Source organism: Ruegeria sp. YTSA075, assembly GCF_059610245.1.
Window position 1 is genome coordinate 157,166 of record NZ_JBXWNG010000003.1, and the last position, 13,516, is coordinate 170,681.

A 13,516-nucleotide genomic window follows, 5' to 3' on the forward strand; every position below is an offset into this window, starting at 1 on the left:
CTTTCTAAACGGGGGCCGCTGGGGCAAACATCAGGACAAACGGAACCGCAACCAGAGCAGACAGCAGTACGACAGCAAAGGATTTCCAGAGCGACCCAAACTGATGCGCCTGGTTCAGGAAATGCAGCGTGATATAGAGACTCAGGATTGCTGTGGCGAACAACAACAGCGCCATGAAGACCGGAACGGTTAAGCTAAGGATCAAGGTCCCCATCAAGGCGGCGATCTGAAGGTATTGCAGCCAGATCGTCAGGATCATCATGTCGTCAAACGTGGCTGTGCCGCCCAACAGACGACCCACGAACAAAAATGCCAGGATGCTCAACATCATCGCACCCGCAGACCGGATCAGGACCAAGGGTACGCTGTCGATCACCGGGCCGGTTTCGCCGTCGCTCACAGGAACGGACAGATCAATACCCAACTGGATCAGGCAGTTGAGGACAACCGCCAGAAAGAAGCTCAACCAAAGAACCTCTCGTCCCGGGTTCAGAGCCAATAGCTGTTTTGCCGCTTCGGCGGGTTTTCTGATTGTCAGAACCGCCAGTTGACCCAGATGAGGAACATTCATTCTGCTGACCTTTGCACTTGCCTTAACCCCGATAACCAGAACCAGAAAAAGACAGCAACCCAAATCAACCCAACCAGGGTCAAAGCCGGGCCTGGGCCGATGAATCCGGCGACCAACCCATTCAGCAACACCAGCGGAGCCGAAGACAGTAAGGCCCAGAACAATGCAAGCCGCGCACCATAGGGCGTGCCATTGCCGCCCATCATGCGCGCTGCCCAATGCGACAACAGGGCAAGCGTGTAGAAAAACAGCGGCAAAATAAAGACAGAGCCCATCAAGGCCCCGCCCAGCAGCATATTCAGCTCGACACCTTCAATATGGGCACGACGTGCAAGGGCGGGCATCTGGGCGATGAAGGCGACAATGCAGAACGCCATAACGAAGATCAGCGCCCGGTCTTCGCGCGGCCCCATATCCAGAAGCCGACGCACAACGCGCCCCGGCCCCTGATATGTGGCAACGATATCTGATGACACCGGCATCAGCTACGGCGGGCCAGCCACCCTTCCAGCCGGCTGACCAAAGCCTCGGCCAGGGCGCTGTCTTCGACCTCATCCACGGCTTCGGCCAGAAACGCCAGCGTCAGCATGTTGGTCGCGTCTTTCTCTGGAACCCCGCGCGAGCGCAGGTAAAACAGCGCAGTCTCGTCAATCGCGCCCGAGGTTGACCCGTGCGAACAGGCCACATCATCGGCATAGATCTCAAGCTCTGGCTTGGCGAGAAACTGGCTGTCATCATCCAAAAGCAGTGATTGGCTGATCTGATAGCCATCGGTCTTCTGAGCCCCTTCCTTGACAAGGATCTTGCCCTGAAAAACGCCGGTCGCGCCGTTGCGCAAGACCTTCTTGAACACCTGACGGCTTTCGCAATTCACTGCGTCATGGGTGACGAAAACCGTGTCGTCGTGATGAAAATCTCCATCCCCGACACAGGCCCCGGCCACATGGGCAACCGCATCGTCGCCCGTCAGTTCGATGACCTGTTCATTGCGCGTCAGCACGCCGTTTACGGTCAGAGTGAAGGATTTGTAGACCGATTCCTGCCCGAGACGCGTGAACATATGCGTGGCAGCACGACGCTCATGATCGCGACCCTGCGCCCGGACATGGTGCAGCGTTCCGTTGTCGGCAATGTCGATCTCTGTGCATTTGTTAAAGCGCGACGCTGCTGGGCCGGTTTCCAATATGGTCGCCTCGGCACCGCTTTCCACGCGGATCACGTGGTGCAGGATCGCGTCAGAGGTTGGCGAAGCGTGACGATAGACCAAGTTGATCGGTTTTGACGCCTTACCGGTCACATGAATGGCCACCCCATCCGCCGCAAAAGCTGTGTTCAACGCAGCCAAAGGTCGTTGCACCGGCACCTGACCACGGGCTTCCAGAACGCCATAAAGGTCCTTGGCCCAGTGGATATCCTTGCAGCAAATATCTTCCAGCCGGTCGATGCTAACACCTTCCAGCGACAGATCATCGGATTCTTCAGCGCTGAAAACGCCATCGATGAATACGATCTTCAAGCTATCGAACTCATCGAAGATCAGCGCCTCGTCATCTGCAAACACGGCCGCGGGCAGCGCGGCGGGCGTGACCAGAGTATCAGGCTGTGTGTATTTCCAATATTCGTCGCGGCGCCCCGGCAGACCTGTTTCCAACACACGGGCCAGCGCATCTTCGCGGGCCGCGCGGGTGCAGCCTGCATCAGGCATGGTCAGCGCGGCCAGCCGCGCCTCGGTTGCGGATTGTTTGACTTCGGGCAAGGCCATCAGTTCACCTCGGCAAGAATGTCGGAATAGCCGTTGTTTTCAACCTCAAGCGCCAGCTCAGGCCCGCCGGTTTTCACGATACGGCCGTCCGCCATGATGTGTACAACATCGGGTTTGATGTGATCCAGCAGGCGCTGATAGTGGGTGATGACCAGGAAACCACGGCCCTCATCGCGCAGCGCGTTCACCCCTTCGGCCACCAGCTTCATCGCATCCACATCAAGGCCCGAGTCGGTCTCATCCATGATGCACATCTTGGGTTCCAGCATCGCCATCTGCAGGATTTCGTTGCGCTTTTTCTCACCGCCCGAGAAGCCCACGTTGACCGGACGCTTCAACATATCGGCGTCGATCTTCAGGGTTTTTGCCTTGGCGCGTACCTCTTTCAGGAAGTCTGCGGCGGACAGCTCTTCCTCCCCGCGCGCTTTGCGCTGGGCGTTCACAGCGGTGCGTAAAAAGGTCATGTTGCCAACGCCCGGAATCTCAACCGGGTATTGGAACGCTAGGAACACGCCTGCGGCAGCGCGCTCCTCGGGTTCCATCTCCAGCAGATCTTCACCGTCCAGCGTGGCCGCGCCTTCGGTGACTTCATAGCCATCCTTGCCCGACAGCACATAGCTGAGCGTCGACTTGCCCGAGCCGTTCGGCCCCATGATCGCATGCACTTTGCCGGCCTCAACCGTCAGGTCCACACCTTTGAGAATTTGCTTGTCTTCTTCTTCAAGCTGTACGTGCAGGTTCTTGATTTCCAGCATGTTTTGTCCTTTTGCGTATCGCAAGGGGTCGCTCGACCCCGAATCTGTTCTAAATTCTGAGAAAGTCGGGATTAACCCACTGATCCTTCAAGGCTGATGGCCACCAATTGCTGGGCTTCCATCGCAAACTCCATCGGCAGCGCCTGCAGGACATCCTTGCAGAAACCATTGACCACAAGGGCCACGGCCTCTTCTTCGTCCATGCCCCGCTGGCGGCAGTAGAACAGCTGATCATCGTCGACCTTCGAGGTCGTCGCCTCGTGTTCCACGCGGCTGGAGTTGTTCTTGACCTCGATATACGGAACCGTATGCGCCCCGCATTTGTCGCCAATGAGCAAGCTGTCACACTGAGTGTAATTGCGGCTTTCTTTGGCTTTCGGGTGCATCGAGACCAGACCACGATAGGTGTTCTGCGCCTTGCCCGCGCTGATGCCCTTGGACACGATACGCGATTTGGTGTTCTTGCCCAGGTGAACCATCTTGGTGCCGGTATCGGCCTGCTGATAGTTGTTGGCGATCGCGATCGAGTAGAATTCACCCTGGCTTTCTTCACCGCGCAGGATGCAGGACGGGTATTTCCAAGTCACGGCTGAGCCGGTTTCTACCTGCGTCCACATCACCTTGGATCGGTCGCCACGGCAATCGGCGCGCTTGGTTACGAAATTGTAGATACCGCCCTTGCCGTTCTCATCGCCGGGGAACCAGTTCTGAACGGTCGAGTACTTCACCTCGGCGTCTTCTTCGACGATGATCTCAACCACGGCGGCGTGCAGCTGTGCGGTGTCACGCTGAGGTGCAGTGCAGCCCTCCAAGTAGCTGACATAGCTGCCTTTATCGGCAATGATCAGGGTGCGTTCGAACTGACCGGTGTTTTCAGCATTGATGCGAAAATAGGTGCTCAGCTCCATTGGGCAGCGCACACCCGGTGGGATGTAGACGAACGAGCCATCCGAGAACACGGCTGAGTTCAACGTGGCATAAAAGTTATCCGAGACCGGAACAACGGTGCCAAGGTATTTCTTGACCAGCTCAGGATGCTCTCTGATCGCCTCAGAGATCGAACAGAAGATGACGCCCGCGGCCTTCAGCTCTTTCTGAAAAGTTGTCCCAACCGAGACGGAGTCAAACACCGCGTCGACAGCAACTTTGCGGCCTTCGGCAGGTGCATCCTCTGCACCTTCTACACCGGCCAGAATCATCTGTTCTTTCAGCGGGATACCCAGCTTTTCGTATGTGGCCAACAGCTTGGGATCGACCTCATCCAAAGACTTGGGTTTTTCCTCCATCGATTTTGGACGGGCATAATAATACTGGTCCTGAAAATCGATCTCGGGGTAGTTGACCATCGCCCATTTCGGCTCATCCATTTTTGTCCAACGCTCGAACGCGGCCAGACGCCATTCGGTCATCCATTCGGGTTCTTCGTTTTTCTCAGAGATCAGCCGCACGATATCGGGGTTCACGCCCTTGGGCGCATATTCCATCTCGATATCGGTGTCCCAGCCGTATTTATAGGTGCTGACCTCGCGCACCGCATCCACGGTTTCCTGATCGACACCTTCTTTTACCTGGGTCTGGTCCAAAGCGGCCATGTCCTTTACTCCGTCAGATCACGCGGCACGCGCGCGATGCTTTTTCTCTTTATCCAGCCACGTTTCAGCGAAACGCAGCACGTTCTCTTTTGTTGTCAGAGGTCCCAGCGACACCCGGATGGCGCTGGCTGCCGTGACCTCATCAAATCCCATCGCAGTCAATACCGCGCTGGCGCGAACCTTACCGCTGGAGCAGGCAGAACCCGCGCTCACCGCAAAACCCGACAAATCCATCTGCATCACCTGGGTTTCGCCTTTCCAACCGGGGGAGACAAAACACAGGGTGTTCGGAAGACGCTTCTGGCCTTTCCCGACAAAAATAGGTGATTTTATATTAGCCTCAAGAGCATTTTCTAGAATATTTCTAAATTCTTCAACCTGCTCCCAAACACCATTGGCCAGATCACGTGCAGCAGCTTCAGCTGCGGCCCCGAACCCCGCGATTCCAATGACATTTTCCGTGCCCGAACGCCGCCCCATTTCCTGCCCGCCGCCCTTGATCTGAGCCGAAAGATCGGTGCCGCGTTTCATGACGACAGCACCGACACCCTTGGGCCCACCCAGCTTATGGGCCGAGATAAGCGCCATTTGGACGTCCATCCAATTGAACGCGACAGGCAGTTTTCCAAAGGCCTGCGTGGCATCTGTCACGGCAAGACCAGATGGCAGGGTTTGTACGATGCCTGTTTCGGAATTCGCAAGTTGGAGCGTTGCCGTGGAGGGCTCCGCCAACTCAACCAAACCCGATGAGGAAACCGGGATATCTTCATTGATCCATGATCTTACGGCGTCATGCTCAATTGCTGCCCCGTGCAAATCCCGACCGGCAAGCGCCAGCGCGGCCCCTTCGGTAGAGCCAGAGGTAAACACGATATCCGCTCCATCAGCGCCAAACGCGGTGGCGATCTGCGCCCTTGCGCGTTCAATCAGCGCCTTAGCTGCCCGGCCTTCTGCATGCACTGAAGACGGGTTCCCGCAAACCTCCATCGCCGCAACCATTGCGTCCCGTGCCTCGGGCCGCAAAGGGGTAGTGGCGTTATGATCAAGATAGACGCGAGTCATGGATACATCTTTTTTCAGACACTAGGCGCGCATGCGAAGAACCGCAGGCTTATTCATCAACAATCGCAAACAGGCTTGGTACAGCAGGACATGGGGCAAGATCGTTTTTGATCACATCCGACAGGCGGGTCTGATGCAGGAACACATAGACATGCGCGCTCAGACTCTCCCACAGACGGTTGGTCAGCGATTGCGCCCGGCTGCCAGAGGACGCACCCGACGCACCAGCCCCCTTGGACAAGGCGTCAACAGTTTCATCAACGGCCGACAGGACCTCGACAACGCTGATCTCTGAAGCTGGACGTGCCAGACGGTATCCACCGCCCGGGCCACGGACCGACGCCACAAGCTCGGCCCGGCGCAGTTTGACAAACAACTGCTCAAGATAGGGCAGCGAAATGTCCTGACGCTCGGAAATCTCGCCTAGCGTGACCAGCTTATCCGATGGCTGCAATGCGATATCGGCCAACGCAACCATGGCATAGCGACCTTTCGTCGACAGCTTCATTGTCATTCCCTCATGGCAAGATGCGCGCGAAATCATTGACGCCGCCGCCGCCAGTGCGTATCTCCGACGGACAGCGGCAATACGCGCCGCTATTAATTAGAACCGTTCTAAGGTGCCCGACGATTATCGTCAAGTATATCCGGGCTCGAAGAAGAAAAAGACAGGACCAAAGCACACATGCCCGAGGTGATTTTTCCCGGACCCGAAGGCCGTCTGGAAGGCCGCTACCACCCGCAAAAGGAAAAAGACGCTCCGATCGCCATCGTGCTGCACCCGCACCCGCAGTTCGGCGGGACCATGAACAACAAGGTCGTCTATAACCTGCATTACGCGTTCTACAACATGGGCTTTACCGTGTTGCGCTTCAACTTCCGCGGCGTAGGTCGCAGCCAGGGCGAATATGACCAGGGCGTGGGCGAGCTGAGCGATGCGGCATCGGCGCTGGATTACCTGCAGTCGATGAACAATAACTCGAAACACTGCTGGGTGGCAGGGTTCTCATTTGGCGCATGGATCGGGATGCAGCTTTTGATGCGCCGCCCCGAGATCACAGGCTTCATCAGCGTCTCGCCCCCGGCCAATATGTATGATTTCTCGTTCCTAGCACCTTGCCCGTCTTCTGGCCTGATCATCAACGGCTCATCCGACCGCGTTGCGCCGCCGGCAGACACCACATCACTGGTCAACAAACTGCACGAGCAGAAAGGCATAACCATCACCCATACCGAGGTTGAAGGCGCCGATCACTTCTTCCAGGATCGCCACATGGACACGCTGATCACCGATGTCAGTGACTATGTGAAACGCCGCCTGACCGAGACCACGCGCTGATGTCAGACACCATCACAAGCCTCGCTGCCAAATTGGCCGAGGATACGATGAAGGTTATGGATGAAACCGGCGATGATCGATTCTTTGTCGAAGTTGGCGAAGTGCTTGGCGCCGCTTCTCAATCGCTGGAAGAGGCGTTTCTGACTGAAATTCGCGTGCGTCTGGCCGAACGCAAGGCCCGCGCCTTTGTCATCAAACGCCTCAGCACCCACCGCTCCAAAGTGAAAGCCATCGAAAAACAATGACGGATCGACTGTCGGCTCAAATCGCGTTTCTGAAACAGGCCGACAGGTTAAAAACGGTAGAACGCGCCAATGTTCTGCTGGATCAATCGCGCCCCGAAAACTCGGCCGAACACAGCTGGCATCTGGCGCTTTGGGCTTTGGTCATGGCGCCCCTGGCTACGCCAGATGTGTCGATTGATCGGGTCATCCGGATGCTGCTGCTGCATGATCTGGTCGAGATCATTGTGGGCGACCATCCCATCCACCTGGATACCGACTGGCAAGCCGTGGCGGAGGCCGAAGACCGGGCCGCGTCACAGCTCTTTGGTCTATTGCCGCCCGATCAAGCCCAGGAATTCCAGGCCCTCTGGCAGGAATTTGAACGCGATAAGACAGCCGATGCCCGTTTTGCCAAGATACTGGATCGCTGTCAGCCGCTGTTTCAGGTGCTCTGCGCAGATCAGCCTCAGCCAGCACATGTTGAGATAGCACAAGACAATATGGACGGTGGGCGCGTCGCCTATCTTACACACGCGTTTCCTTTGGCCTTCGACCACGCAAAGGCACTGCTGCAAGGCGAGACCGCCGACACAAATGCCTTTACCACCCGGTTGCCGTTCCTAACCGAAGCTGATCAGCTGAAAACCGTCTTGCGCGCCTCACGCCTGATGACATCGGACAGGTTCGAAAACTCGGCCGAGCATTCCTGGCACATCATGCTCTATGCTTGGGTGCTATCGGAACATACCGAAACCGAAGTCTCGGTCGCGCGGGTGCTGCGTATGCTCCTGCTGCATGACATTGTAGAAATCGACGCCGGAGATCACCCCATTCACGGTCACGTGGATCACACGGCACAGGCCGCCGAGGAAGAGGCTGCAGCGCAGCGTCTGTTTGGCCTGCTGCCTGCCCCCCAGAACGCCGAGTTTTCGGATCTGTGGCATGAATTCGAAGCGGCAGAAACTGCGGATGCAGTATTTGCCAAAGCGGTGGACCGCTTCCAAACGCCCATTGCCAATCTGGAAACAGGTGGTGGGTCATGGATCGATTATAACGTCACCTACGCGCAAATCGAAACGCGGGTTCGGCCTGCAATTGAGACTGGCGCGCCTGCTCTATGGCGCTGGCTGCAGCCTCAGTTAGCCGCGTATTTCCAAACCCACGTCCCAGTGGACGCCTGACACGTAACGGAAAAAAGGAGCCCAAAGGCCCCTTTTCCCCCTACCGGATCAGATCGGCGCCTAAATCACGCTACCATCCAACTTTTGAACCATACTGGCTGCATCAGTATCGACGGACCCCCCGCCAGCAAGCCACCCAAGCGCCACAATAAGAAACGCGGCAAGAATCACAGTTTTTGCAAATAAAGTCATAAAATACACTCGGCAACAAAACACCAACTACAGCGCGTATGGTACATGATCTCGCACTTACCTAAAGTCAGGTATACCCGACCTCATAGCCAGCGCCATCACCAGCATGTCTGAATCCGCTTGCCTGCCTTGCTGATTCCGTGCTCAAGCTTGCCCGGCCCATACAAGATTAAGGTTATGACCATGCCCAAAGCCTACCTGATCCTGTTGATTGCGGTTTTTGCAGAAACGGTTGGGACAACGGCATTGCAGGCCAGCCAGCAATTCACGCGGTTTTGGCCATCGGTTCTGGTTGTGATCGGCTACGGGTTTGCATTTTATTTGTTGGGGCTGACACTGAAGTACATGCCAGTGGGCATCGTCTATGCCATCTGGTCCGGCCTGGGTATCTTCTTCATCGCCATTATCGGCTTTGTGGTCTTTGGGCAGAAATTGGACATCTGGGCGATCTTTGGTCTGTCGCTGATTCTGGCCGGAATCTTGATCATTCACCTGTTTTCGAAGACCGCGGGCCACTGAAGGCCGGTTAGGGCTGGTATATTTTGCCGCGCCGCGTTATGCGCGCGGCAACTTCCCGTTCAAAGGCTGACCTCTCATGGACCTGCGCAATATCGCAATCATCGCTCACGTGGACCACGGCAAGACAACGCTGGTGGATGAGCTGCTCAAACAATCCGGCGCGTTCCGGGAAAATCAGGCCGTGGCGGAACGCGCCATGGACAGCAATGATCTGGAACGCGAGCGTGGCATCACCATTCTGGCCAAGGCGACCAGCGTCGAATGGAAAGGCACGCGTATCAACATCGTCGACACCCCCGGCCACGCCGATTTCGGTGGAGAAGTCGAGCGCATCCTCAGCATGGTGGACGGTGTCGTCCTGCTGGTTGACGCGGCTGAAGGCCCGATGCCGCAGACCAAATTCGTGACCTCCAAGGCGCTGGCTTTGGGCTTGCGCCCGATTGTGGTGCTGAACAAGGTCGATAAACCGGATGCCGAACCGGATCGCGCGCTGGATGAGTGTTTCGATCTGTTCGCGAACCTGGGCGCTGATGATGATCAGCTGGATTTCCCATCCATGTATGCCTCGGGCCGCTCCGGCTGGGCCGACATGGAACTCGACGGGCCGCGCAAAGACCTGACCGCACTGTTCGACCTGATCGTCGATCACGTCCCGGCCCCAAAGCAAGCCGAAAAGAAAGACGAACCTTTCCGCATGCTGGCCACCACGTTGGGCAGCGACCCCTTTATTGGCCGCATCCTGACGGGCCGTGTGGAAAGCGGCACTCTGAAAGCAGGCGACAGCCTCAAGGCGCTCAGCCGCGACGGAACGCTGATCGAGAACTTCCGCGCATCGAAAATCCTGGCGTTCCGCGGTCTTGCGCAACAGCCTATAGACGTGGCCGAGGCCGGTGACATCGTCACCATCGCCGGGATGAGCAAAGCCACCGTTGCCGACTCGCTGGTCGCGCCACAGGTTGAAGAAGCCCTGCCCGCTCAACCCATCGACCCGCCGACCATCACGGTGACCTTCGGCATCAACGACTCGCCCCTGGCCGGTCGTGACGGCAAAAAGGTCCAGTCTCGCGTGATCCGCGACCGTCTGATGAAAGAAGCGGAGTCGAACGTTGCGATCCGTATCACCGACACTCCGGGTGGCGAGGCGTTCGAAGTGGCTGGTCGTGGCGAATTGCAGATGGGCGTTTTGATCGAAAACATGCGCCGTGAAGGGTTCGAACTCAGCATCTCACGCCCGCAGGTTCTGTTCCGCGAGGAAGATGGCCAGCGCCTGGAACCGGTCGAAGAAGTGACTATTGACGTGGATGACGAATATTCGGGCTCGGTCATCGAAAAGATCACCGGCGCCCGCAAAGGTGAACTGGTCGAGATGCGCCCGGCAGGTGCAGGCAAGACCCGTATCATAGCCCATGTCCCATCGCGCGGATTGATCGGTTATCACGGTGAGTTCCTGACCGACACGCGCGGCACAGGCGTTCTGAACCGCGTGTTCCATGACTGGGCCCCGCACAAGGGCCAGATTCCGGGCCGTCGCGCCGGCGTCCTGATCTCGATGGAGAAAGGTCAGGCCGTCGCTTATGCGTTGTGGAATCTCGAAGAACGTGGCCGCATGTTTGTGGGCCCACAGGCCGAAGTTTACCAAGGCATGGTAATCGGTGAGCATTCGCGTGACAATGATCTGGAAGTGAACCCGCTGAAAGGCAAAAAGCTGACCAATGTTCGCGCCAGTGGCTCGGATGATGCAGTGCGCCTGACACCACATGTTCAGTTCTCGCTGGAAGAGGCGATTGCCTATATCGATGATGACGAACTGGTCGAGGTGACACCAAGCGTTGTACGCCTACGCAAGCGCTATCTTGACCCGCACGAGCGCAAAAGAATGGCGAAATCCGCCTAAATTGTGGCAAAGTCAGGGTTTCAAAATCAGAAACAATGACGCGAGTGTGACATTTTTTCATCCATCGCAAAAATGGTGAATTGGGGCTGATTTGACCTAAGGTCAGGTTTAGCCCCTGTTTTTCATCATCAATCAACTTTAGGTAATGCTCAAGTTGATACTTTCACCACAAGTCCCTCTTGTAAATTCGGCCTAACAAAGGTGTATTCACGGCCAAAGTGTGACGTCGTTCATATAAAGCACGTTTTGATTGGTGCATAAGATCGACGCAGTTGGTAATGAGTTTTGAGGAGTAGCGCTATGCGCATTAAACCCCGTTTGTTTTCCGTCGTTTTTGCATCCGCAACAGCATCTTTGCTGACAGTTGGACCTAGCTTTTCCGATGGCACCTGCTCGGTGCGTACCGCCAAACAATCCGTGTCAACCGAGACGCTTTGCGCCTGTAACGTCGTCGATGCACGGATGCTGCGCTACATTCAGCGCCGCGCAGATTTCGAAGATATTCTGTCCCGCACTCTTCAGGCCTGCCCGGCTTTTGCAGCAGTTCTGACCGACTTCCCGACGGCATCGATCACAAATCCTCAGCGCACGGGTGATGGCCCCGCTGATGAGAACGGTGGTGGTTCTGGTTCCGGTGGCGGTTCCAGTTCGGGCGGCGGCTCAAGTTCGGGTGGCGGTTCCAGCTCGGGCGGCGGCTTAAGCTCGGGTGGCGGTTCCAGTTCGGGTGGCGGTTCCAGCTCCGGCGGCGGCTCAAGCTCGGGTGGCGGTTCCAGCTCCGGCGGCGGTTCCAGCTCGGGCGGCGGCTCGGGTGATGGCGGTGGCACCGGTGGTGGCTCGGGCGATGGTGGCGGCTCGGGCGACGGTGGCGGCTCAGGCGACGGTGGCGGCTCAGGCGACGGTGGCGGCTCAGGCGACGGTGGCGGCTCGGGCGACGGTGGCGGCTCAGGCGACGGTGGCGGCTCAGGCGACGGTGGCGGCTCAGGCGACGGTGGCGGCTCGGGCGACGGTGGCGGCTCGGGTGGCGGCAATGGCGATGTCGGTGCGACCGGCACAACCAACGACCCTTCCCCAAACGCCAACGTCTAAGGCAGATACAAAAAACCAGCAGCGTTAGCGGCTGCTGGTGTTCGTTACTACCAACATCTGAACGCGTTTAGCTGCTTCCGTAGACACCAACCCAACGACGCGGTTGTTTGGGGTCCTGCATGCGAAGGAAGAGATATCGTGTCGACGCCCAAGGCTTAATGCGGTTTGTCAGGTTATCCAAAACCAGATCACCGCTGTCAGAACGATATACCAACACCGCATGAGAGTTACGGCGTGTATCCAACACCGTTGCGATCAGAAGCTTTCTGGGGTCAATCCCCGCGGCGATCAGATCGCGTTTTTTCAGAAGGGCGAAATCTTCGCAATCACCACCCCGCGACGTAGGAAGCGCCCAACGTTCACGGGTCTTATATTGTGATTGATCGGTTACCTCGCGAATCGTCGCGTTGACATGGCGGTTCACACGCTGGACGATCTGCATTTCCTGCTGGCTGGTCAACGTGCCGGACCGCTTGGTGGCACATGCCCAATCATACTGACGGCACAATTGCCGCGCACCGGATGGCGGAGGAGAGGCTGAAACGATTGTGATAAACGCACCCTCAGAGGCATTTGCCGCAGGCGTCGCCCCGAGAGAGCCAAGCAGAATCGCAGCAGCACAAAGAAAATGCCCCGAGGCCGAAGTGGCGCGCCCCAAGACAGGCATGAGTTTCGTGCCGATCGATTTCATTCCTGATCCCCAATCCGTGTTCAACCATGCGATTGCCGTCAAACCGGACTCTGCCCTGTTTTCAGAAAATATCCGTAAACATGGCCCGTGATGCAATCATGGATGAATGTGGCGGCGAAAAAGGGCGGAATTTCGTCACTTACTATGACAAAGTTGGGCAAGAATTGGGGTCAGATTGCCACAATTATAACGGGAATATTGAACCTCAACCTTAGGTGATCAGGTTAAGGTTCTGTAATTAAACACATTTACTTAGAATATGATGCGCGGCGCGGAAGGTCTCAATCTCATCCTTCGCGCCTTGGCTGTTTTTCGCTTATAGCTATGGGCTTGCGCGACGCTGATCACAGCAAGTGATTCTCACTCGGTGATCTCGACAACAACCAGTTCACGCTCACTTGCTCCACGCGCGCGATTCAAAGCCGCCTGATAGTCGTCTGAGTTATAACACTCAACCGCCGCTTCGACCGATGGAAAGCGCGCAACGACATTGCGGGGGCGTTCTTTTCCTTCCAGCTGAACATAGCGCGCCGCACGTGCGATGAACTCACCGCCATGTTTTGCAATCGCGGGCCCTGCCAATTCGGCATATTTCCCATAGGCGTCCGCGTCGGTCACAGTCACATGTGCAATCCAAAGTGCAGCCAT

15 protein-coding genes are annotated in these 13,516 nt (G+C 56.9%); 6 read left to right on the forward strand and 9 right to left on the reverse strand.

The genetic code is table 11. The features are described 5' to 3' along the window. Positions 1-4: 4 nt before the first annotated feature. From AC2FGE_RS06805 to iscR, 7 genes are all read right to left on the reverse strand, one after another. A complete protein-coding gene (locus tag AC2FGE_RS06805) occupies positions 5-571 on the reverse strand; it encodes a YIP1 family protein (protein WP_496818460.1) in 567 nt (188 codons plus the stop codon). After that, a complete protein-coding gene (locus AC2FGE_RS06810; RefSeq protein ID WP_496818461.1) occupies positions 568-1,053 on the reverse strand; it encodes a YIP1 family protein in 486 nt (161 codons plus the stop codon). The genes AC2FGE_RS06805 and AC2FGE_RS06810 overlap by 4 nt, the downstream gene beginning before the upstream one ends. Then, positions 1,053-2,333, reverse strand: coding sequence for a Fe-S cluster assembly protein SufD (sufD, locus tag AC2FGE_RS06815; protein ID WP_496818462.1), 1,281 nt, complete (start codon positions 2,331-2,333; stop codon positions 1,053-1,055). Before sufD ends, AC2FGE_RS06810 begins: the two co-directional genes overlap by 1 nt. Then, on the reverse strand, positions 2,333-3,088 hold the full coding sequence (gene sufC, locus AC2FGE_RS06820) for a Fe-S cluster assembly ATPase SufC (protein ID WP_496818463.1): 756 nt from the start codon (positions 3,086-3,088) through the stop codon (positions 2,333-2,335). The genes sufD and sufC overlap by 1 nt, the downstream gene beginning before the upstream one ends. A 71-nt stretch (positions 3,089-3,159) precedes the next feature. After that, the gene (gene sufB, locus AC2FGE_RS06825; RefSeq protein ID WP_496818464.1) at positions 3,160-4,680 is read right to left on the reverse strand and encodes a Fe-S cluster assembly protein SufB; all 1,521 of its coding nucleotides are present in this window, start codon (positions 4,678-4,680) and stop codon (positions 3,160-3,162) included. An 18-nt stretch (positions 4,681-4,698) separates the two neighbouring features. Then, positions 4,699-5,742: a cysteine desulfurase family protein gene (locus tag AC2FGE_RS06830; RefSeq protein WP_496818465.1), complete on the reverse strand. Its 1,044-nt coding sequence runs from the start codon at positions 5,740-5,742 to the stop codon at positions 4,699-4,701. Positions 5,743-5,791: 49 nt separating this feature from the next. After that, positions 5,792-6,250: a Fe-S cluster assembly transcriptional regulator IscR gene (gene iscR, locus AC2FGE_RS06835; RefSeq protein WP_496818466.1), complete on the reverse strand. Its 459-nt coding sequence runs from the start codon at positions 6,248-6,250 to the stop codon at positions 5,792-5,794. 177 nt (positions 6,251-6,427) lie between these two features. Between iscR and AC2FGE_RS06840 the strand changes: the two genes are divergently transcribed. From AC2FGE_RS06840 to AC2FGE_RS06865, 6 genes are all read left to right on the forward strand, one after another. After that, positions 6,428-7,081 (forward strand): alpha/beta hydrolase, encoded by a 654-nt coding sequence (locus AC2FGE_RS06840; protein WP_480827471.1) that lies wholly within the window; start codon positions 6,428-6,430, stop codon positions 7,079-7,081. Beyond that, entirely contained in the window at positions 7,081-7,326 is a 246-nt protein-coding gene (locus AC2FGE_RS06845; protein ID WP_353007675.1) for a hypothetical protein, read from the forward strand. The genes AC2FGE_RS06840 and AC2FGE_RS06845 overlap by 1 nt, the downstream gene beginning before the upstream one ends. After that, entirely contained in the window at positions 7,323-8,486 is a 1,164-nt protein-coding gene (locus AC2FGE_RS06850) for an HD domain-containing protein (protein WP_496818467.1), read from the forward strand. Before AC2FGE_RS06845 ends, AC2FGE_RS06850 begins: the two co-directional genes overlap by 4 nt. A 375-nt stretch (positions 8,487-8,861) precedes the next feature. Continuing rightward, positions 8,862-9,197, forward strand: coding sequence for a DMT family transporter (locus AC2FGE_RS06855; protein WP_496818468.1), 336 nt, complete (start codon positions 8,862-8,864; stop codon positions 9,195-9,197). Between the two features lie 76 nt (positions 9,198-9,273). Continuing rightward, positions 9,274-11,091, forward strand: coding sequence for a translational GTPase TypA (gene typA / locus AC2FGE_RS06860; protein WP_480549148.1), 1,818 nt, complete (start codon positions 9,274-9,276; stop codon positions 11,089-11,091). A gap of 300 nt (positions 11,092-11,391) precedes the next feature. After that, entirely contained in the window at positions 11,392-12,177 is a 786-nt protein-coding gene (locus tag AC2FGE_RS06865) for a hypothetical protein (protein WP_496818469.1), read from the forward strand. A 67-nt stretch (positions 12,178-12,244) separates the two neighbouring features. On the opposite strand, the gene AC2FGE_RS06870 is transcribed toward AC2FGE_RS06865, so the two are convergent. Both AC2FGE_RS06870 and AC2FGE_RS06875 read right to left on the reverse strand, forming a co-directional pair. Continuing rightward, positions 12,245-12,868, reverse strand: a complete 624-nt coding sequence (locus tag AC2FGE_RS06870; RefSeq protein WP_496818470.1) for a transglutaminase-like cysteine peptidase — start codon at positions 12,866-12,868, stop codon at positions 12,245-12,247. A gap of 360 nt (positions 12,869-13,228) precedes the next feature. After that, on the reverse strand, positions 13,229-13,516 hold the full coding sequence (locus tag AC2FGE_RS06875; protein ID WP_496818471.1) for a DUF1330 domain-containing protein: 288 nt from the start codon (positions 13,514-13,516) through the stop codon (positions 13,229-13,231).

Excerpts from the sequence above, each read along its gene's own strand:
- iscR (WP_496818466.1), bottom strand. The coding sequence starts at position 6,250 with ATGAAGCTGTCGACGAAAGGTCGCTATGCCATGGTTGCGTTGGCCGAT.
- AC2FGE_RS06810 (WP_496818461.1), bottom strand. The coding sequence starts at position 1,053 with ATGCCGGTGTCATCAGATATCGTTGCCACATATCAGGGGCCGGGGCGC.
- AC2FGE_RS06840 (WP_480827471.1), top strand. The coding sequence starts at position 6,428 with ATGCCCGAGGTGATTTTTCCCGGACCCGAAGGCCGTCTGGAAGGCCGC.
- sufD (WP_496818462.1), bottom strand. The coding sequence starts at position 2,333 with ATGGCCTTGCCCGAAGTCAAACAATCCGCAACCGAGGCGCGGCTGGCC.
- sufB (WP_496818464.1), bottom strand. The coding sequence starts at position 4,680 with ATGGCCGCTTTGGACCAGACCCAGGTAAAAGAAGGTGTCGATCAGGAA.
- AC2FGE_RS06875 (WP_496818471.1), bottom strand. The coding sequence starts at position 13,516 with ATGGCTGCACTTTGGATTGCACATGTGACTGTGACCGACGCGGACGCC.
- AC2FGE_RS06870 (WP_496818470.1), bottom strand. The coding sequence starts at position 12,868 with ATGAAATCGATCGGCACGAAACTCATGCCTGTCTTGGGGCGCGCCACT.
- AC2FGE_RS06805 (WP_496818460.1), bottom strand. The coding sequence starts at position 571 with ATGAATGTTCCTCATCTGGGTCAACTGGCGGTTCTGACAATCAGAAAA.
- AC2FGE_RS06865 (WP_496818469.1), top strand. The coding sequence starts at position 11,392 with ATGCGCATTAAACCCCGTTTGTTTTCCGTCGTTTTTGCATCCGCAACA.
- AC2FGE_RS06850 (WP_496818467.1), top strand. The coding sequence starts at position 7,323 with ATGACGGATCGACTGTCGGCTCAAATCGCGTTTCTGAAACAGGCCGAC.
- AC2FGE_RS06855 (WP_496818468.1), top strand. The coding sequence starts at position 8,862 with ATGCCCAAAGCCTACCTGATCCTGTTGATTGCGGTTTTTGCAGAAACG.
- sufC (WP_496818463.1), bottom strand. The coding sequence starts at position 3,088 with ATGCTGGAAATCAAGAACCTGCACGTACAGCTTGAAGAAGAAGACAAG.
- AC2FGE_RS06830 (WP_496818465.1), bottom strand. The coding sequence starts at position 5,742 with ATGACTCGCGTCTATCTTGATCATAACGCCACTACCCCTTTGCGGCCC.
- typA (WP_480549148.1), top strand. The coding sequence starts at position 9,274 with ATGGACCTGCGCAATATCGCAATCATCGCTCACGTGGACCACGGCAAG.
- AC2FGE_RS06845 (WP_353007675.1), top strand. The coding sequence starts at position 7,081 with ATGTCAGACACCATCACAAGCCTCGCTGCCAAATTGGCCGAGGATACG.